Raw genomic sequence first — 21225 nt, forward strand, 5'->3', positions numbered from 1 at the left:
CGGTAAGAACGCAACGCTAAGCACAAGCCGAACGACTAACGGCTTGCGCTCGTCGGTGTTGAACATAGTCTAATGTGATTTGGATCCAAGCAAGATGTTTACTAATCCAATTAGCAAACAGACGATTTTTCATGCTATTTACCATTTTTTTGATTCGCTTTAATGCTTGTCGATTCACGCTCATAACTCTATTAGGGGCATTTTTGTCAGATGATTTAAGCGCGGTCAAATAGGCTTTTGCAATATACCCCGCTTCTAAATTCATCGTCCCACTGTCTTTAAGTAGTGGTGCCATTCCTTGTAACAAACTATCGGAAAGGCTCTTATATTGTGCAGAAATTTGCAGAAAGACATGTTTCTCTGTCGTATTCATCGCCCGCTGATAGAGGTGTGTATTTGCGACACTGCCATCGAAACTAATTGAGAGGATGTCACAAATGAGCAGTGTGTCTGAATCACAATAAGTCTGAGCATTAGCCTTCTTATTACTTTTCATGATTTATCTCCTCATAAAAAAGCATGTATTGTGTAAAAAACCTATAAAACGAATCTGTTTACTGAAAAGTCTCTTACAAAGACTATGCCAACTCAGCAAACCTATGATTTTATAGTGCCACCGCAGCGATCTAACGTTTCGATCCGTCTATCATCGGAAGAATTTACAAGCCCTCTTGTCACCTTTACAGGATAACTCATGACAAGACGCGATTATTAAGGAGAGGAATATGTCATCACCAAAGCTGTTTATGCACACTCGTGATCCATCATTGGCCTCTACCCTATTGTCTCTACCAAGCGTTCGACAATTTGAGCTAACGATAAGCAATCAAAATGAGTGCTGGCTGGAACAATTAACAAATTCTCACTGCCAAATCGCCCTAATCGAAGTTGATAATTCAGAGAAGAGCTCATTCCTTGCTTTGCAAGAGAACGATCTTTTATCAAGCATTGAATTTCTCTTCTTCAGCCAAGGAGAACCAGATTCGTTATTAGACGATTTAATGCATAAAGGAGCGGGGTTTCATTATCGTGCGCCCTTTAATAATGCATTAATCGAATCCTCTTTAGAGGAGGCTTTTTTAGAGCTCAGCGACATAAAGTCATTATCATCAAACAATACTAGCCATCTGGATCAATTCGGCCATTTGGTCGGCTCATCGGTGGCGATGCACTCTCTCTATCGAACTATCCGTAAAGTTGCCGCGACCAACACCAACGCCTTTATTATTGGCGAAAGTGGTTCAGGCAAAGAGCTGGTTGCCAATACACTGCATATTTTTAGTGATCGCTCCGAAGCCCCTTTCATTGCGATAAACTGTGGAGCACTAAGTCCAGAACTTATCGACAGTGAGCTGTTCGGGCATGTAAAAGGCTCCTTCACCGGTGCTTACAAAGACCATGACGGTGTTTTTGAACAAGCCAAAGGAGGCACCTTATTTCTTGATGAAATCACCGAAATGCCTTATGAACATCAAGTAAAACTCCTCCGTGTGCTAGAAAGTGGTGAGTACAAACCTGTCGGCGGACAAACGGTTAAAATAGCTGACGCGCGTATTATTGCTGCCACTAACCGTTCTCTAGGTGACGCAATTAAAGAGGAAACTTTTCGAGAAGATTTATATTTTCGCCTCGCTCAATTTCCAATTACGGTACCACCATTGCGAGATAGAGATGGCGATGCTTACGGCTTAGCGCAGCATTTCTTGGCCTACCGAAATGCAGAAGATAAAACCCAGAAAAGTCTATCGAAAAGCAGCCTAGAAAAAATCCAAACCTATTCTTGGCCCGGCAATGTTCGTGAACTAAAACACACAATTGAGCGCGCCTACATACTTGCCAATGAAGTCATAGAGCCCGAACACTTGATCATCAATAGTCTCGGCGATGAGTTACAAGGCAATGATCAGAACAAAGTACCTGTTGGTATGCGCCTTGATGACATCGAAAAAATAGCGATCACAGAAACCCTAAAAGAAAACGCTGGCAATAAAACAGACACAGCACAACAATTGGGTATTAGTGTTAAAACGCTCTACAACAAACTGGACAAATACGACAATACCACTGATTAATCATCAAGCCTTTCTGCCTCCATTGTGCCAGCGTCTTCTTCTAAAGCATTATTTAGAGCGGATTCTGGCACAATGACATTAAGCGATTTAGGCTTAAGCATAATATCAAGGGTATCGGCCTCTCTTACTTCACCATCAATCACGTATCTACCCACACTACTAATATCTACCCTTACTTTGCGCGCCGATCGGTGAAAAATACCTGAAGTAGTATTGTTAGTCGTACCGTCAGACATATTCTCACGATGGTCACTCCCTAACCCCAGTAAAGCCAACTCAGCTAGATTCAAAACTTGAATACGGTCAGGGTCCAGCCAAGTCAGATCTAGCTCTCCATCAGTAATATTTGGTATTCCACTGCCTTGTGCTAACAAGGTCGTTATAGGCGCGGCATTCGCGACCGTTAAGCTCGGCGTTTTAACAACAAAAGCGACGTCATCATCTAGCGTTACGCTAAATTCATATACTTCATTTTGACTGATCGCATCTCGTAACCCTTGTAAATAGGCTATTTGTCCACTGGAGTTTTTCTTTTCACGATCAGCCTTTTCAATCATCTGTTGTTCAAAGCCAACTCCTATCATTAATAACATCGTTTCATCATTGCATTGTGCTGTGTCGATTTTTTGTTCGCAGCCTTCAATCAAGTTGATACAGGCCGTTTCAATTGGAGCGATTTTAGATGAGGAACCAAATAACACATGACTTAAGGAGTTGGCCGTCCCAAATGGAATAATACCTAGCTTAATATCAGTTCCTATTAAGGCCGTTGCTACCTCAGTAACCGTGCCATCACCACCGCACGCAATAACTAGGTCTGGAGAGACCTTAAGCGCCTTTTTTGCGCAGGCTGTGCCATTTTCATCAGGTGACGTCATTGTTACCGTCACATCATAATAAGGAGCAAGATAGCGGAGAATATAGGCCTTTTCATCGTCCCACTGGCGTTTCCCCGCAACCGGATTAGCAATTAGCCAAGCCGTGTTTCGTACGGTTAATAACGCATTTTCATACACTCGCTTTAAGGCTTTAAATTGGCGTTTATTTAGGCGGGCGGTTTGACGGATGGCATGTATTTTTTGCATTACTTCATCAGGTGTTGCTTTCGCATTTTGACTTAACATATACGCGGCCATCATGAACACCGATCGCCCTCGACCTAGCGCACAATGAATCACCACAGAGCGACCTGTTTTGCGGTGCGTATGAATCCAATTTAATGCTTTATAAATTTGTATATTAGAAGGGAATGAGTGATCAAGAATAGGGACATTCAAATAGTCGACATTTTGTTGAGTCGAGGTCCAATTCAGTGAAGTGAATTCAGCCGTAACATCAAGAATAGCGCCAATGTTTTCGCTTTTTAGATCATGTATATCAGAAGGAAATAAACGACGGGCAAGGTAAAGACCTTCGTCTATTTTTTGCAATGCTGGCACAGAATCATGACGTCGTTGCCATGTGTTATACAGCTGCGTGACCCAAAGAAAGGGCAGAAAAATCCAGCGTATATAAAAAGGCACAGTACCATCTGATCGCTTTCGAAAAATCGTCGGATTATTAAGTAAATAGGCCAAACTAACAGCAAAATAGGACAGCGCAAACCACCCCAACGCCAGCTTAAAATAGACATTAGAAGTGAATGTCGCCATTAATGCGAGTACCACTGTTAGATAGAAATAATACCGCGGCTGAAACACAGTCATGTCTCCTGATCATCCCACTAAAACATCACTCAAATTTTAAAACCACTATTACCTAACCAAAACATCATCCATCCTGCTCAATCTTTCTGAGCAGGATGGATCTATCAAACGACTAGCAATCAGTGTCGTCTGCGTTAACACCTTCTTTTGCTTTCTCACATGCATCTTCAATGGCATTTCCAGCATCAGTTGCCGTGTCTGACATTGCATCACTTGCATCGGATGCTTTATTGGAAATCTTATCGCCAGCGTCATCCATTGCATCGCCCGCTTTATCCATTGTTTGCTCAACTTTCGTACCAGTTTTAGACATAGCATCATCTACTTTCTTACCAGTACTGTCCGTCGAATCATCGCTACATGCTGCTAAAGAACCCGCAACAACCATGACTAAAGCACTTTGTAGTAGTACACGTTTAATATTCATTAAAATAACCTCCGTTTAGTTTAGATTACTTTCTCGGTGATTTGCCACGAATGGCATTTGAGACCAAAGAAATAAGCAGTAAAACAATGAAAATGAAAAAAATAATTTTAGCGATCCCTGCCGCTGCGCCTGCAACACCAGTAAAACCCAGTACACCCGCTATTAATGCGATGATTAAAAACATGACTGTCCAGAACAGCATAATATTCTCCCTACGTTATTTTTCTCGTTTACATTGTGTTCCCTATCTATATTGCGAAGGCTGTGCCAACTCTAAAATAAAAACTTAATACATTGATTAATATAGATTTTTTATAATTTATAGTATTTTTTATAACTTTTTTTCAAAGCCAAATAAGAAAAACTTACAATCCAATCAAGTAATCATTTCCGTCTGGGATATGTAAAGACGCAAATAATGTGATCGTTTCCTTGTAAACCATCTAACCAAGCAATCAAAACACCAAGCAGAAGGGAAATAACAGCGGTGACAACTTGAAGGTACTAAAAGACAAGGTGCTAAAAGTACAAGGTACTAAATACAAGACAATAAAAAGCCCTTCATATAAAAGGGCTTTAATGACAAAACTATTTACCCGCAGATTAAGCGGTTCGTACTTGGTGCGCTGCCGTGATGAAATCAGTAATCCATTTCATAACATCGGACGAATCCAGAGTCTCTTTGTCTACACTTGCTAAACCTTGCTCCGAAATATCGGCTGGAACCGGATTGGATTTATGAGATTCAATTAGAGCCACTTCATAAGCTTTACTAAACTCTGGATGACCCTGCAGGGTTAAAATATGGTTATCATAAAGAAGCCCAGCATTTTCACAAAAATCAGATTGGGCAAACACCCGAGCTCTCTCTGGCTTTACCGTCACCTGATATTGATGCATAGCACAAATAGCAAAAGAGGCTACATTAGCAGGTACAGCACTGTCCTCCCCAATGTGTTGATAACGATGAATGCCAACACCCCAACCCCCATCAAAACGAGCCACTTCACCACCCAATGCATCCGCAATGATTTGGTGCCCAAAACAAATGCCAATCAGGGGCTGCTTCTTCGCATCAGCGTCACGAATAAAATCATTCAGCTTTAGCATCCAAGGCAGTGACTCATCCACATTCGACGGTGACCCCGTGATCAACCACGCATCACACTGATCGCTAGAACTTGGAAAGATATTTTCGCGTACATCAAACACCTCACAATCAAATGCCGAGTCTTGTTCTTTTAATAAAGCAACAAACATATCGCTGTAAGAACCATAAGTCGGCAACAGTAAATCCGATGTTGTGCCCGTCGCAAGAATACCTATTTTCATGAAACTTCCCTTAAAAAATACCGCCCCCTGTTTAGAGACAGCTTATTTTTCTATATTATTCATTATGGCTATTTAAGCAACGGTTCGTAACGCTTATCCGTTAGCGTTTTCATGAAGGCGACCAAGGCATCGATTTTACGCTCAGTTAACGCATGTGCTTTTAAATCTTCTTTATCGACCGTAGCGGGCACTTCTGGGGCGCGCCATGGCTTACCGGTTTCCGGATTAATCGAACGCTTTGGATTATTATAATGATCGTAGAATTCCACCACGGTGCGTAAATTTTTGAATACGCCGTTGTGCATATAAGGGGCGGTTACGGCCACATTCCGCAACGATGGGTTCTTAAATTTTCCGTCGTATTTTGGATCAGTTACCGCAGGGTTTTCCAATAAACCGTGATCGATGAAATCCACTTTCAAATGCCCTAACGCCAACAAATTCGTGTTAGCAGGCACGCCAATATTGCGATATTGATGATTGGTGAAAGGCTCTTTCTCGCTGTCTTCTGCTTTTAAGCGATGGCAGCTGTTGCAATTGACGTTATTGTTAGAGAAAAAGAGCGTTCGCCCTAAGTCTTCCAATACCGTTAACTGATACTCCCCTTTCAAGAAACGGTCGTATTTGCTGTCGTAACTGCTAAACGCAGCCGTGCTTTCAAAGGCTTGAAGCGCCTTACCAAAAGCCGCATACGCTGGCGCTACAGCGCCCTCTTTTAACGGTTTATTGGCAAACACATCCGCCCCATAAAGACGCGTAAAGGTGGCTTGATAAAGTGGGGTTTTTTGAATCTTTTCAACAACCTGTTGCTCATTAGACAAACCCATCTCGACAGGATTCAATGGTGGCCCAAGCGCCTGATCAGCCAAGGTAGTGGCACGGCCATCCCAAAACTGTCCTCCAACGAACTCTTTTAGTGCTTCATCAAAATGAAAGTCGGGTGAGGTGCTCGCGTAAGCCGCCATCGGCGTATTGCGGGATCCCAGAGCATGCCCATCATCCCCCAACGAGACAAAACCCGAGCCACGATTAAGACGATGATCCATAAAACCTTGCTCAGGTACATGACAGGTCGCACATGACATGGTGCCGTTCACAGAGAAGACAGGATCAAAAAACAGCACCTGCCCTAATTGTGCTTCAGAGAGGCCTTCTGCTGCCTCGACCTGGCTACTAATCAGTGATACGGAAAAAAGAAAAGCAAAAATCTTGATCATTTTAATGTCCGTCGAATACGTGAATAAATTCTAAAAAATGGCTGCACTAAGAGTTTTCCAACACTGTCAAAATATTGCCTCTCACCGTCACCTAAACCAAAGCTGCCATCATCGGGGATGCCTTTAGACGTCTTAAGCGTGCCAAACAATCCATCCCAGATAGCCAAGGCACTGCCAAAGTTGTGGCGCATATGGCGTCTTTGATGATGTACCTGATGCTGCGCTGGCGAAATTAGTACGCGCTCTAACCAACGTCCATAGCTTAAACGAATATGGCTATGGCGCAGGTTTCCTGTGAAGGCAAACAAACTCACAATAAACAAGTTGCCGCCCAGTACGGTATACAGGTTTACCCGCGCACCAAAGCAAAAAATAAACACCCCTGTCACCGCTCCTGCGACCACCGCATGGCGCAGTGCAAAGAGGATATTTTCCAGCGGATGCAAGCGATAAAAGGTCAACGGATTAAGCGATTCAGCACTATGATGAACCTGATGAATCTTCCATAACCAAGGGTTGCTGTGCATCCAGCGATGCAAGGCGTAGCGGCTCAAATCTTCGAGCACAAACAGACTCAGTGTATAAAGCAGCACAATATCGCGATAGTACCAAGGCAAAAACAATGGTTCAGCCACCGCATTAAAGGCGCTTATCGTCCATAACGCGACAGTCTGCCCCGACAATAAAACCGGTAAAATAAGCAGTGTCTTGATCAACCAGTTAATCAAGAAAAAGCGATAATCCAGTGTCGCATCGGCACTCCACCAATAACGCTTCAGGTGCGCCAAAGACAAGGACTTGCCCTGTCTCAGGTACCACACCAAAGCAATGACGGCGCTGACTAATAAATAGCCCCAAAATACCCGTTCACTGCCGTGTAAAAAAGCGTCTAACGGTGAACTAATCGCCATCTGCATCGATCAGTGTGGCCGTCACACCAATACTGCCAACCAATTGGCGGTAAAAGGCTTTTTGCAAATCCAACAAACCTTGGAACAAAGGGATCATGTCGCCGGTGTTGTAGTTGTGTTCCGCTGGTGCTCCTTGATACGCCAACAAAGAAGCATTCAGCGCTTCTTGCACCGCTGCCAAGCCTTCTTCACCGTGTTTCGCATAGACTATGGTCGCCACATTGGGTTGCTGGTCGTCCGCGAGAAGCTGTTTATTGGTCTCTAAAATCGCCCCAATAAAGACCCAAGACGCTTTACTATAAGGGTACTGCTGATTCTCTGGTTTTGGTTTACCCAGCGTATCCTTAGTCAAACCACTGATTTGCGCAATACGCCAATCGCGGGTTTTATAAATATTCTCGATTTCTGCGTTCACCAATAAAGACAAGGCTTTATCATGGTCTTCTAGAAAATCGGCACGATGCGTTTGGTAGCCATCTCGCACTTGAGTCAATCGTTTGCATACGTTCGAGCTAATGACCTCCGCCATTGCTTTACGACGCTCTGTCCAAGGTCCGCTGAACATCACATCGTCCAATGCACCCAAGGTTTTATAAGAGTTTTTATACAGGGCTTTAGACGGCGCCAGATCACTCTTCATGATACGCCCAAGGCTTTCATGAATGTCTTCTTTGCCCATATGGAAATAATCGACCATCAAGGGGTAATCCATCGCAGCCATGTCGTAAGCGCCCAGAATATAGCTCGCCTGTACACGCCCCCACCCTTCTGCCAGTTGCGTAAAAGCCTGATGACGCTGGTCAAGCGATGGGCTGTCTAAGGTTTGTTTTAGCTCTCCACAATAGGTCACTGCATGGTTTGCGTTTGCCTGAATAACCGTGTCATAAATAACCGCATAAGGGTCTTGTTCAGCCGCCTGACTTAACGCAGGCGCACTCAGCACTAGCATGAGTGACAGACCAGTAAAAGCTTTCATAGTTGCTCCAGAAAATGTAGCAAGGCCGCACGTTGAGCGCGAGCCAGTTCAATAAATGTCGATTTGGCGGTTTGTGCTTCCCCACCATGCCAGAGAATGGCCTCTTCCGGTGTGGCCGCCCGTGCATCATGCAAAAAACGCTCGCCGGCGCGAACGCGTCCTCCTATTCCCCACAACGGTGCCGTACGATACTCCCGTTCGCTGGCCAAAAACTCTGGCCGCCCATCTTTTAGCGCAGCGCCCATATCATGCAGCAGCAGATCACTATAAGGGTGGAACATCTGCCCTTTTGCCGTGGTTAATGTTGACCGGTGACAGCCACCGCAACCAGCCTCATGAAACACCTTTTGTCCTTCCAGCGCTTGCGCATCCAAAGCGACCGGCTGCGGCACTTTATGGCCACGAATGTACGATGCAATGGCTTGCAAGCGAAACTCAGGAAGATCCAAAAGACCATGGGGTGATTGCCGCCCACGAGGCGCCGCGAGACAATCTAACTGCGCGGGCTGACACAACTCTTGAGGGTACGCAGGGTTCGTCAAACCAAGGTCATGGGCCGCCGCATTGGCAGATTGGTTGGCAATACTAGCTTCCGACGCCTTCCAATTAAAGCGCCCCAGCACTTTTTGTGTTTGTTTTGGTGGATTTAGCCAATTTGGCCGTCCACTGATGCCATCGCCATTGCGGTCATCCGGGTCCGCCCAAGCCAAAATCTCACTCTCAGGCACCGCTTCAAGCAATCCTAAACCAACTAAGGCAGGTGGCTGACGCAAAGAAATCACTGTTTCATCGGCTAACGGGCCATAGGCCAGTTGATCCAAGTAAGGGTCAAATCTAGATAACGTGAGCGCTTGCCCATCTGGATAGGTAAAAGGCACCGACTCGATGTGCAGCCTAGTGCGCGCTTCTGGCATTACCTTACCATTGCCATTAATGGCAACTTGCACCCCGTAGACAGGATCTGGAACACTGTCATGGGCAGGGGCATCTATATTATTTAATTGCCAACGTAACCCGTGTTTACTCGGTTGAGTCAGCTTAAAGACCAGAGAGCGCAACGGCTGACCGTCTTTGCTTAGGGTCGGTGCGCCCCCGCTGTCCACATGGCAACTGGTACAAGTATTAGCATTAAAATGAGGACCCAAGCCATCACGTGCTGTCGTCGCACTGGGAGCTTCGACCCAAGGAATAGAGAAAAAAGAGCGACCAAGAATAAACTGATCGTATTCAGCGTCCGTCATTTTACGCGGCTGCGAAAAAGGCTTATTACCTTTTGAATTGGTAAACAACTCACTATGAACCGTACCTGACACGTCAAGCGCGGCGCTGTGAACCAAACTAGGCCATATCAGAAACACAAAAGCGCCTCGAAAAATCCTTTTCGCGACGCATCGACCGTTACTTTTCATAGATCACTATTTACTTCACTTGCACAGATTAAACAATGAGACACGCCGCCCTAACGAATTTTATTAAGGCAACGCGCTCCTGTTAGTTCATTACTTATTTAGCGCTTAAAATACGATCTTAATGGCGACTTAGATCTGAGTTTCTTCAGCGTCTGTTACATCGTTCGTCGTCAAAGAAATGCCATAAGTTTTAGCAACATTTACCATTTGATCACCTAAGCGACGAAGTTCGTTTTTCAAGGTAACAATGTTTTGTACGCTGGCTTCGTTTTCTGGGTGAATCTGGTAATCAAAATGCATGGTCGTCGTTGCCAATGTATTGATTTTAGCAATGCGCATTTCGATGTCTGTCATCAATGCCTTGATCTTAGCTTGCTCTTCGCTTGGTAGGTTATCAAAGAAAGCAGGACCTACTTTTTTGCCTTTGTACTCGCCTAGCAAGACGTTTTTAATGCCTTGGTAGTTCAAAGCAATATCACGGTGAGTGTTATCAGAGAAACAAGAATGCTCGTCTTCTTCACTTGGCGTTAATACCGCAACAGCGATACGTTCGTTCGCCAATTCGGATTTTGAGAACACGCCCATTGCTGAGAAAATTTGTTTTAGTGATGTCGCTGTTGAAAGGTTTTTGTCTTGATTAGCGCCAGATAATTGATCCAGTAAAGCGGCACGGTAAAGGCCGCTATTGCCAATCACTTTGGTATTCCACGCACTAGACACTTTCGCTAGGTCGTAAACCAACTTGTCTGTAGCTGCTCTTAGGTAGTCTAGACGACGCTGCTTCAATTTATCTGTGGTGAAATCAGACAATGGACGCTGACCGGCAGTCATGGCACCGTGAGTGATCTTATCTTCGATCATATTGTTGTAATCTTGGTCTTGTCCCCACAACAAAAATTCAATCGCGTGGTAACCACTCGCAACGTTGGCATCGCCACCATTTTCGTTTAATTCAGTGAGCACTTCAGGGGTGATTTTGGCCACATTAACTGGCTCTGCGTCTTCGCCGCCTGGAGTAAAGACACCTTTTGTATCAATAATATTGCCACTGGTGCGTTTGTAGTTGGCATCTTCCGTGTAATCGATTAGGTTTTCATCCAACGGCCACGCGTTGATTTGTCCTTCCAAACCGCCGTAAGCTTCAGCTACCCAGCCATCTTCAGCATCGATAGGACCATTAGACAGACGGAAAATTTCAGTCGTGCCGTAGCTCTCACGAGAAGCCAACCAAGCGTCTTTTGCCGCTTGAAGCGTAACCGCTGTTGGTTTTTTAGCAAAGGCATCAATGGCTACTTTAAGCGCTTTTGCACCCTCAACGGTATCTTGGTAATTCGCCGTCGCAATAGTCGCGTAGGTATTCAAGGTGGCACGCTGTGCGCTCTGAGAAACAGTCGCCATACTTGGTAAAGAAAAACTAAGCGTAGCACCTACGATAAGGGTATTTAGAATCATTCTCACTTTTATTTACTCCTAATGTGTTTTTTTTTAATCTCTCATGGGATTACCCTAACGAATTAAGGCAATCCCGATCATTCATTGCTTAGTGCGCTTCTACTGCAGCATTCAATCTTTGTGCGTGTTGAATTCGTCCATTCAGTTGCCATTTAAGCATCAATAACACCAACACCCAGTAAGTACCCAGCATGACCAGATCCCAACCAATGGGCTGTGATCGATAACCAAAAAGAGACGCCAGCAAACCGCCAAAAACAGAGCTGTCACTCAATACACCGGACACGTCCCACACTGTGCTGTACATCCAAGCAGGCAAGTCTGTCGCGGCCAATGGACCACCGAGCAATTTTCCTGCCGCGGTTAAAAACAATGCCGAGCCCAAAAACAACAACATGGTTTCTGTAACTCGAAAGAACCATTTCCAAGAAATGTATTTGCCGCCAATTTGCAGCAAGAAAAACAACACCATTGCCAATGCCAGACCAATGGCCGCGGCGACAAAGAAGTCCACGTAGGAGCCAAATGAATCAAGCTGTAACAATGATCCATAAAGGAACATTACGGTTTCAGAGCCTTCTCGACCCACAGCGATCATCGCTAGGAAAAACACGCCCCACCAATTGGAGGATTGAGTGCTGTCTTCTAAGCCTTCTTCTAGGTCTTTTTTCATTGTGCGACCGTGGGCTCGCATCCACATGACCATCTGTACAATCAATGCACTGGCAAATGTTAGCATCCCGATTTCGAACCAATCGCGACCGGCACCGCCTAAAATATCGGTCACACCAATCAAGGTCAGTGTTAGCAATCCAGCAAGAGCAAAACCACCCAATATCCCAGCTAACAACCAAAGTTTCCCTTGTTTAGCGTTAGGTCGACCATTCATCCAGGCGTAAAGAATACCAATGACCAAAAGGGCTTCGACACTTTCACGACAAACAACAAAAATAATTTGTCCCATGGTGGATTACTCCTGCGCCTTAACGGTGATTTTACCGCGCGCTGTTGGAGCAAAGTCATCGTAGTAATCGTAAGTGCCTACGTCTAATGGCGTAATGACCAAGCTGGTATTAGCCCCCATAAACAACACTTTCTCTTGGCGCAGTTGGTTGCTTTCAAATTCCGCAGGCTTACTGCCTTCATTTTTTACCACGAGACGAAATTTTGTTTTAGCAGGAACAACAAGTTCTGAAGGGATTAACACACCATCTTTCATTTCAATCAGGTAAGTCGGTAGTTTGGTATAACGAGGATCCTGTATCTGTTGGCTGAAACCATGCTCGTCTTTTTGCGTACTATTTTGAGAGCCACTTTCTGCTGCCCAGACTTTCATTGTTGTCAGAACACAAAACAGGGAAAGAAAAAAAACACCGATCAACTTCATTGATATCATCCAGCCATAGTAGGTTAAGTAAGGGGGAGTAGATAAAAAACCCGCCTCATCATTAAATATAAGAACTGCAAATCCCTAATTAAACCAAGTACGATTTGACGCAATAATAGAATTGCGGTTTCGATCTTCACACATGATAACAAGAACGCTTCTCATAATCATTGTTTTTGTCAGCATTGCGTTAGAAAAATTTATAAAGGAAGAAAGCACGATTCTCTTGGAGAAACCAGCGAGCGTTTTACATTATCTTGAGTGAAGCCAGCGCCATCATGGCGCGCATTGTTGGATCTTCTTGATCAACCACTGGATGCTTTCTTGGCTATCGTAAAGTTGATGGGAAAAAATACTCAAAGACAATTCCGGCACGCCTTCTGGCAGTTGCACTGTTTTCACTGGCAACATAGTCGTCAATTCTTTGGCAATGTTCGCTGGTACACACATGATATTGTCTGATTTTGCGGTGACCATGCCACCAATGGCATAACTCTGCACTATCATCGAAATCTGTCTTGATTGATGCTGATCCAACAACCATTGATCAATTGGGTCTGCCCCCGAATTCACCAACGGCAAATGAATGTGTGGCGTGGCCAAAAAAGCGTGCAAGCTAAGCTGGTCAGATAAGCGGTGCCCTTCACGCACAATGCCCACGTATTGGTCTGTCAACCAATGCTGGCGATGGTAATAACGTGGCACAGACTGCAAGTCGTCTACCCCTAAAAACAGATCTAAGCGCCCTTCTTCTACTCGATCCATGCGCAGATTTTCCGGCAATATATCAATGGCGATTCGAATATTAGGCGCTTCGTCTTGTAAACGACTGGCTAATTGCGGCAAAGCATAAAACTCAAAATAATCGACCGCGCCAATGTAAAAGGTTTTAGCTTCCGTGCGCGGGTTAAAAGGCTTCACTTTATTAAACGCCAAATCCAGTGCACTCAGCCCTTTGCGCACATCTGGGATCAGCGCCAACGCCGTCGGAGTGGGTTCCATGCCCATTTTGGTCTTAATAAACAGTGGGTCATCAAAACGCGTACGCAACTTTGCCAACACATGACTCGCTGCAGACTGACTCAAATGCAAGGCTTTGGCTGCTCGCGATAAGCTACGCTCACGCTCTAATACCACGAGTAAACGCAGCTGACTAATGTCTATATCCATAGGTTATCGAAATCTCTCATATAGAAAACAAAATATCACATTTCCATCATAACCCAATTCAGCGTACAACTAGCGTATTGTTATACTATCGTCACAAAAGCATGCCCTACTGGCGTATCGACTATAGATAATTAACCACACATCATCGACTAGATGTCAGCCACTAACATCATCGACTAAAGAGACAGATGCTATGAGAAAAGTAACGGTTGCCGCCACCCAAATGGCGTGTTCTTGGAACATTGAAGAGAACCTAGACACGGCAGAACGCTTAGTAAGACAAGCCGCAGAACAAGGCGCGCAAATTATTTTGCTGCAAGAATTGTTCGAAACCCCTTACTTCTGCATCGAGATCAGCGAGTCTTTTCACGCCTTAGCCACTACCTTGGAAAACAACAGTGCCTTCAAACGTTTTTCGGCACTGGCTAAAGAACTTGAAGTAGTTTTACCGTTTAGCTGGTTCGAAAAAGCCGGCAACGTACGTTACAACACAGTGGCCATGATCGATGCCGACGGTAGCCTAATGGGCACCTACCGCAAAACGCACATTCCAGACAGCGATGGCTACCTAGAAAAGTACTACTTTAGCCCTGGCGATACTGGCTTTAAAGTATGGGAAACACGTTATGCCAAAATCGGCGTGGGCATTTGTTGGGACCAATGGTTTCCAGAAACCGCTCGCAGCATGGCACTCAAAGGCGCAGAGATTCTCTTCTTCCCTACCGCCATTGGCAGCGAACCAAGCCAACCGCAATTAGACAGTCAGCCTCATTGGCAACGCGTGATGCAAGGCCATGCGGCCGCAAACCAAACGCCTGTGATTGCTTCTAACCGCATTGGTACTGAGACGGCGAAGTTCCGTGATTTATCTTTGACCTTCTACGGCTCGTCCTTTATTACCGACGATACCGGTGCCAAAGTGGCCGAAGCGGATCGCACCACCGAAGGCGTGCTGGTGCATGAATTCGACTTAGACCATTTGGAATTCCAACGTCAAGCATGGGGTTTGTATCGTGATCGTCGTCCGACTCATTACGAGACAATCCAAACGCTAGATGGCACAACACCGGCTAAATCATAAGGACTGACCATGAGCACTAAGCTGGACACCACACCAAAACACGATGGCTTTCGTATGCCTGGCGAGCACGAGCCACAAGAGCAAGTATGGCTTGCTTGGCCAATACGAGGGGACAATTGGCGTGAATCCGGCAAACCTGCTCAACAAGCCTTTGTGGCGGTCGCCACCGCTATCGCGCAATCTACTGCCGTCACTGTGGTGGTATTAGCCAGCCATTATGACATCGCTCGCCAATCTCTTAATGAAGACATTCGCGTACTTGAGCGGCCTTATAACGATTGCTGGATGCGTGATATTGGTGCCACATACGTGGTCAACAATAAGGGCGAGCGCCGCGCAGTAAGCTGGCAGTTCAATGCGTGGGGGGGTGACGTCGATGGTTTGTATTCCCCTTGGGACCTAGACGACGCCATGGCTATCAACATGGCCACCATTACGGGTGACGACTATTACCAAGCACCGCTGTTTCTAGAAGGTGGCTCCATCCATTGTGATGGCGAAGGCACCTTATACACCACAGAAGAGTGCTTGTTACACCCAAGTCGTAATCCAGATTTGAGCAAACAAGACATCGAAGCCTTATTGGCCGATTACGTCAATATTGAAAAAGTCATCTGGTTAAAAGACGGCTTATTTAACGACGAAACCAACGGCCACATTGACAATATTTTGCACGTAATCCGCCCTGGGGTTGTCGCGCTCACTTGGTGTGACGACAAAAACGACCCGCAATACGCCATTAGCCGTGCCGCTTATAAGGTATTAAGCGAAACAACCGATGCTAAAGGCCGGACGATTGAGATCATTAAGCTGCCGTTACCTGGTCCGCTCTATATGAGTGCGACAGAAAGCCAAGGCATACAGCAAACCGACACCATGGAGCGTCACGCAGGCGATCGTTTGGCGGCGTCTTACGCCAATTTTTTGATCAGTAATCAATGTGTGATTTTCCCATTGCTGGACACCAAAACAGACCCTCAAGCACAGCAGATTCTTGCCGCGGCTTTTCCACAGCAGCGATTAATTGGTGTGCCGGCCAGAGAGATTTTGTTAGGTGGCGGCAATATCCATTGCATCACCCAGCAAGTGCCTAAATAGAATGAGACGCCAGCACCCTCATAGCCGTCGTTAACAGGCACTAGACACTCATTATTAAGACCATTTTTCATCCCTATTTTGAACTTTGAGAAGTGGTTTTAATGATTCATAAAAAAAAGCATTTTACGAAGCAATATAATGATTTGACCCTCCCCCTCTCTGTGCTAATCTCGCAAAAGTCGTTATGTCATCGTTCGGACATTTCGCGTGTTTTGTTAGACCCTTTTCTAGACCAGAGCAAACTAAGACAACCTTGCTCAGTAAACTAGTCAGGGTGCTTTGCTCCTTACTTAATAATAGCGTTTTACGCATAGGGTAATATCAATGGACTCCACGTTCACTTTATTGGATTTAGGCTGGCAGCCTTATTTTCAACAACAGTTGTCATTGGATGACTTAGAATCTAACCGCATTGCACGTATTTGTTCCCATCAAGACAACACCTACGAGCTCATTGACGAATCAGGTTTATTTAGCTTATCAGAGGAATCTGAGATGCCTGAAATGACAGTGGGTGATTGGGTTATTACCGATGCTGATCATCTATTTATACGTCGTTTAGATCGCGCGTCTGTGTTCGATAATATCGCGGCAAACATCGATACGGTGTTTATCGTTTGTGCTCTGGATGAAAACTTTAATCTGCCACTTATCAAACGTTACCTTGGTCTAGCCCATGAAGCACAAGCTGATGCTGTGGTAATACTGACGAAAGCAGATACTTGTGAAGACCCACAAGAAAAACGTGCTCAAGTAGAACGTTTAGATCCTATCTTGATTGTCGAAACCGTCAACACCCTAGACCCAGACAGCATGAACTGTTTGTCTCCTTGGCTTAAAAAAGGCAAGACGATTGCCTTGTTAGGCGCACAAGGTGCAGGAAAATCCTCTCTGATCAATACCTTAATGCAGAACGATGGCACTTCACTGCCTAAAATCGGCACCTCTGATACGCTACAGCCGACTCCAAAAGGTGCCATTTTACTGGACACTATTGGCTTAAGAGAATTACAAGTTGCTCAATACGGCGCGGGTAAAATCGAAAGTTTTGCCGACATTTTGTCGCTGGCTGAAGATTGTCGTTTTAGTGATTGCCAACACCAAGGTGAACCCGGCTGCGCAATCGCCAAAGCAGTCAAGCAAGACCGCCTAGACGAGCAACGAGTGGCTAACTTTCTATTACTGCGCTCTGAAGAAACAGATGATGGCATCAAAGCTAAATCCAAACCTCAGGGCAAATTTTACCGCAGTGCCCAATCGGATGTTCGCGCTCGTAAACACAGCGCCGCCGAATAACCTTTGAATTAAAAATGGCCTGCCAAATAGGTAGGTCATTACCCCTCTTTTTTGTCACATTTCTTTGCCTCAATGGGTGTTAAATTACTCCACCCTTTATCCGTGGCACATTTTACTCGATTTATAAAATGAGACTTAGGTCTAAATTACGATGCTCGAATAAAAGCTTAGAATAAGCAAATCGTAAAATTCTTCATAAAAAAACACAGCCTGATCCTGTTTTAACCTCGTCGCTTTCATTGCTCGTAGGTGAGTTTTACAACCTAATAACAAAACTAAAAAAGAGTTAACCATGCAGTTAGATCGAATTCGACACACCGGACTACACCAAAAAATAATGTCAGCAGAGCAAGCCAGTGAATTCATTAAAGATGGCATGACCGTCGGTATGAGTGGCTTCACCCGCGCCGGAGAGGCAAAAGCGGTGCCCAGAGCCTTGGCAGAAAGAGTCAAAAATAATCCTATGAAAATCAACCTAATGACTGGTGCATCATTAGGTAATGACTTAGATAAACTGCTTACTGAGTCTGGCGCTTTAGCTCGCCGCATGCCTTTTCAGGTAGATAGCACACTACGAAAAGCCATTAACAATGGCGATGTCATGTTTATTGATCAGCATTTATCAGAAACGGTTGAGCTACTGCGCAATCACCAATTGACCATGCCAGACATCGCCGTCATTGAAGCTGTTGCCATTACTGAAGAAGGCCACATAGTGCCTACAACGTCAGTAGGTAACTCAGCAAGTTTTTCTATTTTTGCTAAACAAGTCATTGTTGAAATCAATATGCTGCACAGCCCTAAACTTGAAGGCTTGCATGACATTTATATTCCATCGTACCGACCCGTTAGACAACCAATTCCATTAACCAAAGTAGATGATCGTATCGGCAGCACAGCAATACCCATCGATCCGGCGAAAATTGTGGGCATTGTTTTTACCAATCAAAGCGACTCATTTTCCACCGTCACCGATCCTGATGAGGAAACCGCTGCCATTGCACATCACTTGGTAAACTTTTTTGAGCAAGAAGTAGAGCAAGAACGCTTACCTTCTAATTTAGGCCCACTTCAAGCCGGCATAGGCAATATTGCAAATGCGGTAATGATGGGGCTTTTAGAGTCTGATTTTAAAGACCTCACCATGTACTCTGAGGTATTGCAGGACTCAACCTTTGATCTGATTGATGCGGGAAAACTTAATTTTGCATCAGGCTGTTCAATCATTCTTTCTGAGCGTTGTAACGCCCAAGTGTTCAATAACTTGGATAAATACAGAGACAAACTGATTTTACGCCCCCAAGAAATCTCAAATCACCCAGAGATAGTGCGTCGCTTAGGCATCATTTCAATAAACACAGCACTGGAATTTGATATTTACGGAAACGTAAATTCAACACATGTATGTGGTACTAAAATGATGAACGGTATTGGAGGGTCGGGGGACTTTGCTCGTAATGCGAATATTTCTGTATTCGTCACCAAATCCATTGCCAAAAATGGCGCGATATCCAGTGTTGTTCCTATGGTAAGCCATGTTGATCACACTGAGCACGATGTGGATATTTTAGTGACTGAACAAGGCTATGCAGATTTACGCGGTTTAGCACCACGGGAACGGGCCGTACAAATCATCAAATACTGTGTACATCCTGATTATCGTGCCGCCATGCTAGATTACTTTGAACGGGCTTGTCAGCGAGGTGGACACACGCCTCATTTACTAGAAGAAGCGTTTAGCTGGCATATTCGTCTTGAAACACAAGGCAGCATGCAAAAAGACCAATCTGTCATCCGCTCTCTTTCAGCGTAACGCTGAGTTACTTATGATTCGCTTATCCGTCGCTAAAAGCGATGGTAACAAGCCCTAAGAGATAATAATGGCCCGCATCTCACACTGCGGGCCATTTTTTATTACTGAGCTAAGTTGCTTATTTATTGCTGCGATAGCGACGTCTAAACTGAGCAATACGCCCTTCACCATCATGCGTTCTTTGCTCACCCGTATAGAAAGGGTGCGATGCACTAGATACGTCAATGGCCATATAAGGGTACTCTTTGCCATCACGCTCGATGGTTTGCTCTGTTTTTACCGTTGAACCTATTAAAAAATATTGGTCAATTCGCGTGTCATGAAAAGCAACAGTACGATAGTTAGGATGAATGTTATTGCGCATAGATATCTCCTTAATACGTTATGTTATAACATTTTATAATCCTTTTTTATCTATAATGCAAACAAAAAAAGCGGCCCTTCAAAAGGGCCGCTTTATTTCACCAAGATGATCAAAGGTTAATAAGGCGTATTATTCATCATCGCTCTCCATTGCTCTACATGCTCTTTAAACGCATGCATCTTAGAGTTTGGAATTTCCTGCAAGGTTGGAATATCCGTCGTCATTGGATTAACCGGCTTACCATTAATGTGCAGTTCATAATGCAAATGAGCACCAGTCGTTCGTCCAGTATTGCCAGATAAAGCAATAACTTGTCCGCGCTTTACATGCTGACCTTTCTTAACTAGCGATTTGCTCAAGTGCAAAAAGCGCGTGCTATAGGGACCTAAATTATCAATATCAAGGTAATTACCTGCGTATTTTTGATAAGCGACACGAGTTACCACACCGTCACCGGTCGCTAACACCTTGGTGCCACTAGGCGCCGCCATATCAGTACCATTATGTGGGGACAAACGTCCTGTTATAGGATGACGACGATGAGGATTAAATGGCGAACTAATACGATAATGAATTTTAGTCGGCCAACGCATTAATGCTGGTGTGAGACCATTACCCTTTTGATCATAAAAGCGTCCATCCGTGTGTAAAAAGGCGCTGTATGTTTCCCCTTTTACTACCAGCTGTATCGCCTCTAGCTCTGATCTGCCCACGGACTCACCATTAACATCACCATTCTTTACAACAACATCAAAATCATCGCCAGCCCGAAGGTCCTTTCTAAAATTGATACGTGTTTTAAACAAATCGTTGATTATAACAATATTCGCATCTGACAAGCCTAGCTTTTTGGCGGACTGGTAAAAACTGCCAGCAATGACACCATGCAATGCTTCTTGTGTGTAATTGATTGGTAAGGTATTTTCTTGGTAACTAAAGCCACCACCATCATGACGAACAAAAGAAATACTTTTGCTGGGGTTAATACGTCGCGAAAGACTTTTTAACTTCCCTTCCTTATCAAGCTCAAAGATCAGAGTATCACCTGGCAAAATAGGATCTAACACTAAATATTCTTCATCGGCTTCTAAGATCGAATACATATCACTACGAGAAAGCCCAAGGCGATTAAATATCCCTTCAAGGGTTTCACCTGGTTTAATAATATGATCGATCGTTTGCGGTGCAGGAGCGGCGGTGCCAACATTTTGCAGAGGATCAGTAGAAAGTAGAAGGCCATCTGCATCGGCTTTTGCAGGAGCTGGTTGTTGCACACTAATCCCTGCTTTATCTAATTTATCGTTGGGCAACACATAGGTCTCTGGGTCCGGGCTCGGAGCCACTAATCCTCGATAAACCAACATAAAAATAACAAACACACTCAATATAAGAACTAACCAAGCTTTTGGTCCAGATGGAGTCAAACGCGAAAGGCGATTTTGAAAAGACATATAAAAAACTCATTAAAACAGAATAATGTGGTTCTGACGGAACCCTTTAAACGCCTAAAGCGC

The 21225-nt window shown here is 44.7% G+C and carries 20 protein-coding genes; 5 read left to right on the forward strand and 15 right to left on the reverse strand.

The window, feature by feature from the left end:
* Positions 1-16: 16 nt before the first annotated feature.
* Positions 17-496, reverse strand: a complete 480-nt coding sequence (locus V6259_RS09100) for a hypothetical protein (RefSeq protein WP_133010402.1) — start codon at positions 494-496, stop codon at positions 17-19.
* Between the two features lie 229 nt (positions 497-725).
* Between V6259_RS09100 and V6259_RS09105 the strand changes: the two genes are divergently transcribed.
* Entirely contained in the window at positions 726-2072 is a 1347-nt protein-coding gene (locus V6259_RS09105) for a sigma-54 interaction domain-containing protein (protein WP_341584279.1), read from the forward strand.
* Here V6259_RS09105 and V6259_RS09110 read toward each other — a convergent pair.
* The 12 genes from V6259_RS09110 to V6259_RS09165 form a co-directional block, all read right to left on the reverse strand.
* On the reverse strand, positions 2069-3778 hold the full coding sequence (locus tag V6259_RS09110) for a diacylglycerol kinase family protein (protein WP_341584280.1): 1710 nt from the start codon (positions 3776-3778) through the stop codon (positions 2069-2071). The genes V6259_RS09105 and V6259_RS09110 overlap by 4 nt on opposite strands.
* Positions 3779-3890: 112 nt before the next feature.
* Complete coding sequence (locus V6259_RS09115) at positions 3891-4205, reverse strand: hypothetical protein (RefSeq protein WP_133010399.1); 315 nt, start codon at positions 4203-4205, stop codon at positions 3891-3893.
* 25 nt (positions 4206-4230) lie between these two features.
* Positions 4231-4407: a DUF1328 family protein gene (locus V6259_RS09120; RefSeq protein ID WP_133010398.1), complete on the reverse strand. Its 177-nt coding sequence runs from the start codon at positions 4405-4407 to the stop codon at positions 4231-4233.
* 401 nt (positions 4408-4808) lie between these two features.
* Positions 4809-5537: a glutamine amidotransferase-related protein gene (locus tag V6259_RS09125; protein ID WP_341584281.1), complete on the reverse strand. Its 729-nt coding sequence runs from the start codon at positions 5535-5537 to the stop codon at positions 4809-4811.
* Positions 5538-5605: 68 nt separating this feature from the next.
* Positions 5606-6754 (reverse strand): cytochrome-c peroxidase, encoded by a 1149-nt coding sequence (locus V6259_RS09130; RefSeq protein WP_341584282.1) that lies wholly within the window; start codon positions 6752-6754, stop codon positions 5606-5608.
* Positions 6751-7665: a sterol desaturase family protein gene (locus V6259_RS09135; protein WP_341584283.1), complete on the reverse strand. Its 915-nt coding sequence runs from the start codon at positions 7663-7665 to the stop codon at positions 6751-6753. The genes V6259_RS09130 and V6259_RS09135 overlap by 4 nt, the downstream gene beginning before the upstream one ends.
* The gene (locus tag V6259_RS09140) at positions 7655-8641 is read right to left on the reverse strand and encodes an imelysin family protein (protein WP_341584284.1); all 987 of its coding nucleotides are present in this window, start codon (positions 8639-8641) and stop codon (positions 7655-7657) included. The genes V6259_RS09135 and V6259_RS09140 overlap by 11 nt, the downstream gene beginning before the upstream one ends.
* Positions 8638-9999 carry a di-heme oxidoredictase family protein gene (locus V6259_RS09145; RefSeq protein WP_341584285.1) on the reverse strand — a complete coding sequence of 454 codons (1362 nt, stop codon included), beginning with the start codon at positions 9997-9999 and terminating at the stop codon, positions 8638-8640. Before V6259_RS09145 ends, V6259_RS09140 begins: the two co-directional genes overlap by 4 nt.
* 180 nt (positions 10000-10179) lie before the next feature.
* On the reverse strand, positions 10180-11502 hold the full coding sequence (locus V6259_RS09150; RefSeq protein WP_341584360.1) for an imelysin family protein: 1323 nt from the start codon (positions 11500-11502) through the stop codon (positions 10180-10182).
* Positions 11503-11590: 88 nt separating this feature from the next.
* Positions 11591-12466, reverse strand: a complete 876-nt coding sequence (locus V6259_RS09155) for an FTR1 family iron permease (RefSeq protein WP_341584286.1) — start codon at positions 12464-12466, stop codon at positions 11591-11593.
* A 6-nt stretch (positions 12467-12472) separates the two neighbouring features.
* Positions 12473-12889, reverse strand: a complete 417-nt coding sequence (locus V6259_RS09160) for a cupredoxin domain-containing protein (RefSeq protein WP_341584287.1) — start codon at positions 12887-12889, stop codon at positions 12473-12475.
* A 276-nt stretch (positions 12890-13165) separates the two neighbouring features.
* Positions 13166-14059: a LysR family transcriptional regulator gene (locus V6259_RS09165; RefSeq protein WP_341584288.1), complete on the reverse strand. Its 894-nt coding sequence runs from the start codon at positions 14057-14059 to the stop codon at positions 13166-13168.
* 193 nt (positions 14060-14252) lie between these two features.
* Here V6259_RS09165 and aguB point away from each other — a divergent pair, with 193 nt between their 5' ends.
* From aguB to V6259_RS09185, 4 genes are all read left to right on the forward strand, one after another.
* Positions 14253-15140 carry an N-carbamoylputrescine amidase gene (aguB, locus tag V6259_RS09170; protein ID WP_341584289.1) on the forward strand — a complete coding sequence of 296 codons (888 nt, stop codon included), beginning with the start codon at positions 14253-14255 and terminating at the stop codon, positions 15138-15140.
* A gap of 9 nt (positions 15141-15149) precedes the next feature.
* Positions 15150-16238: an agmatine deiminase gene (aguA, locus tag V6259_RS09175; protein ID WP_341584290.1), complete on the forward strand. Its 1089-nt coding sequence runs from the start codon at positions 15150-15152 to the stop codon at positions 16236-16238.
* Between the two features lie 324 nt (positions 16239-16562).
* The gene (rsgA, locus tag V6259_RS09180) at positions 16563-17534 is read left to right on the forward strand and encodes a GTPase RsgA (protein ID WP_341584291.1); all 972 of its coding nucleotides are present in this window, start codon (positions 16563-16565) and stop codon (positions 17532-17534) included.
* Between the two features lie 292 nt (positions 17535-17826).
* A complete protein-coding gene (locus tag V6259_RS09185) occupies positions 17827-19347 on the forward strand; it encodes an acetyl-CoA hydrolase/transferase family protein (RefSeq protein ID WP_341584292.1) in 1521 nt (506 codons plus the stop codon).
* 118 nt (positions 19348-19465) lie between these two features.
* Here the strand turns inward: V6259_RS09185 and V6259_RS09190 are convergent, their stop codons facing one another.
* Positions 19466-19711 (reverse strand): type B 50S ribosomal protein L31, encoded by a 246-nt coding sequence (locus V6259_RS09190; protein ID WP_133010376.1) that lies wholly within the window; start codon positions 19709-19711, stop codon positions 19466-19468.
* Positions 19712-19827: 116 nt separating this feature from the next.
* Positions 19828-21162 carry a peptidoglycan DD-metalloendopeptidase family protein gene (locus V6259_RS09195; RefSeq protein ID WP_341584293.1) on the reverse strand — a complete coding sequence of 445 codons (1335 nt, stop codon included), beginning with the start codon at positions 21160-21162 and terminating at the stop codon, positions 19828-19830.
* Positions 21163-21225: the final 63 nt, after the last annotated feature.

The sequence above is a fragment of the Marinomonas sp. TI.3.20 genome (assembly GCF_038155025.1).
Lineage (GTDB): Bacteria > Pseudomonadota > Gammaproteobacteria > Pseudomonadales > Marinomonadaceae > Marinomonas > Marinomonas flavescens.

Excerpts from the sequence above, each read along its gene's own strand:
- V6259_RS09130 (WP_341584282.1), bottom strand. The coding sequence starts at position 6,754 with ATGATCAAGATTTTTGCTTTTCTTTTTTCCGTATCACTGATTAGTAGC.
- rsgA (WP_341584291.1), top strand. The coding sequence starts at position 16,563 with ATGGACTCCACGTTCACTTTATTGGATTTAGGCTGGCAGCCTTATTTT.
- V6259_RS09115 (WP_133010399.1), bottom strand. The coding sequence starts at position 4,205 with ATGAATATTAAACGTGTACTACTACAAAGTGCTTTAGTCATGGTTGTT.
- V6259_RS09120 (WP_133010398.1), bottom strand. The coding sequence starts at position 4,407 with ATGCTGTTCTGGACAGTCATGTTTTTAATCATCGCATTAATAGCGGGT.
- aguA (WP_341584290.1), top strand. The coding sequence starts at position 15,150 with ATGAGCACTAAGCTGGACACCACACCAAAACACGATGGCTTTCGTATG.
- V6259_RS09125 (WP_341584281.1), bottom strand. The coding sequence starts at position 5,537 with ATGAAAATAGGTATTCTTGCGACGGGCACAACATCGGATTTACTGTTG.
- V6259_RS09105 (WP_341584279.1), top strand. The coding sequence starts at position 726 with ATGTCATCACCAAAGCTGTTTATGCACACTCGTGATCCATCATTGGCC.
- V6259_RS09150 (WP_341584360.1), bottom strand. The coding sequence starts at position 11,502 with ATGATTCTAAATACCCTTATCGTAGGTGCTACGCTTAGTTTTTCTTTA.
- V6259_RS09155 (WP_341584286.1), bottom strand. The coding sequence starts at position 12,466 with ATGGGACAAATTATTTTTGTTGTTTGTCGTGAAAGTGTCGAAGCCCTT.
- V6259_RS09185 (WP_341584292.1), top strand. The coding sequence starts at position 17,827 with ATGCAGTTAGATCGAATTCGACACACCGGACTACACCAAAAAATAATG.
- V6259_RS09165 (WP_341584288.1), bottom strand. The coding sequence starts at position 14,059 with ATGGATATAGACATTAGTCAGCTGCGTTTACTCGTGGTATTAGAGCGT.
- V6259_RS09195 (WP_341584293.1), bottom strand. The coding sequence starts at position 21,162 with ATGTCTTTTCAAAATCGCCTTTCGCGTTTGACTCCATCTGGACCAAAA.
- V6259_RS09160 (WP_341584287.1), bottom strand. The coding sequence starts at position 12,889 with ATGAAGTTGATCGGTGTTTTTTTTCTTTCCCTGTTTTGTGTTCTGACA.
- V6259_RS09110 (WP_341584280.1), bottom strand. The coding sequence starts at position 3,778 with ATGACTGTGTTTCAGCCGCGGTATTATTTCTATCTAACAGTGGTACTC.
- aguB (WP_341584289.1), top strand. The coding sequence starts at position 14,253 with ATGAGAAAAGTAACGGTTGCCGCCACCCAAATGGCGTGTTCTTGGAAC.
- V6259_RS09190 (WP_133010376.1), bottom strand. The coding sequence starts at position 19,711 with ATGCGCAATAACATTCATCCTAACTATCGTACTGTTGCTTTTCATGAC.
- V6259_RS09135 (WP_341584283.1), bottom strand. The coding sequence starts at position 7,665 with ATGGCGATTAGTTCACCGTTAGACGCTTTTTTACACGGCAGTGAACGG.
- V6259_RS09100 (WP_133010402.1), bottom strand. The coding sequence starts at position 496 with ATGAAAAGTAATAAGAAGGCTAATGCTCAGACTTATTGTGATTCAGAC.
- V6259_RS09140 (WP_341584284.1), bottom strand. The coding sequence starts at position 8,641 with ATGAAAGCTTTTACTGGTCTGTCACTCATGCTAGTGCTGAGTGCGCCT.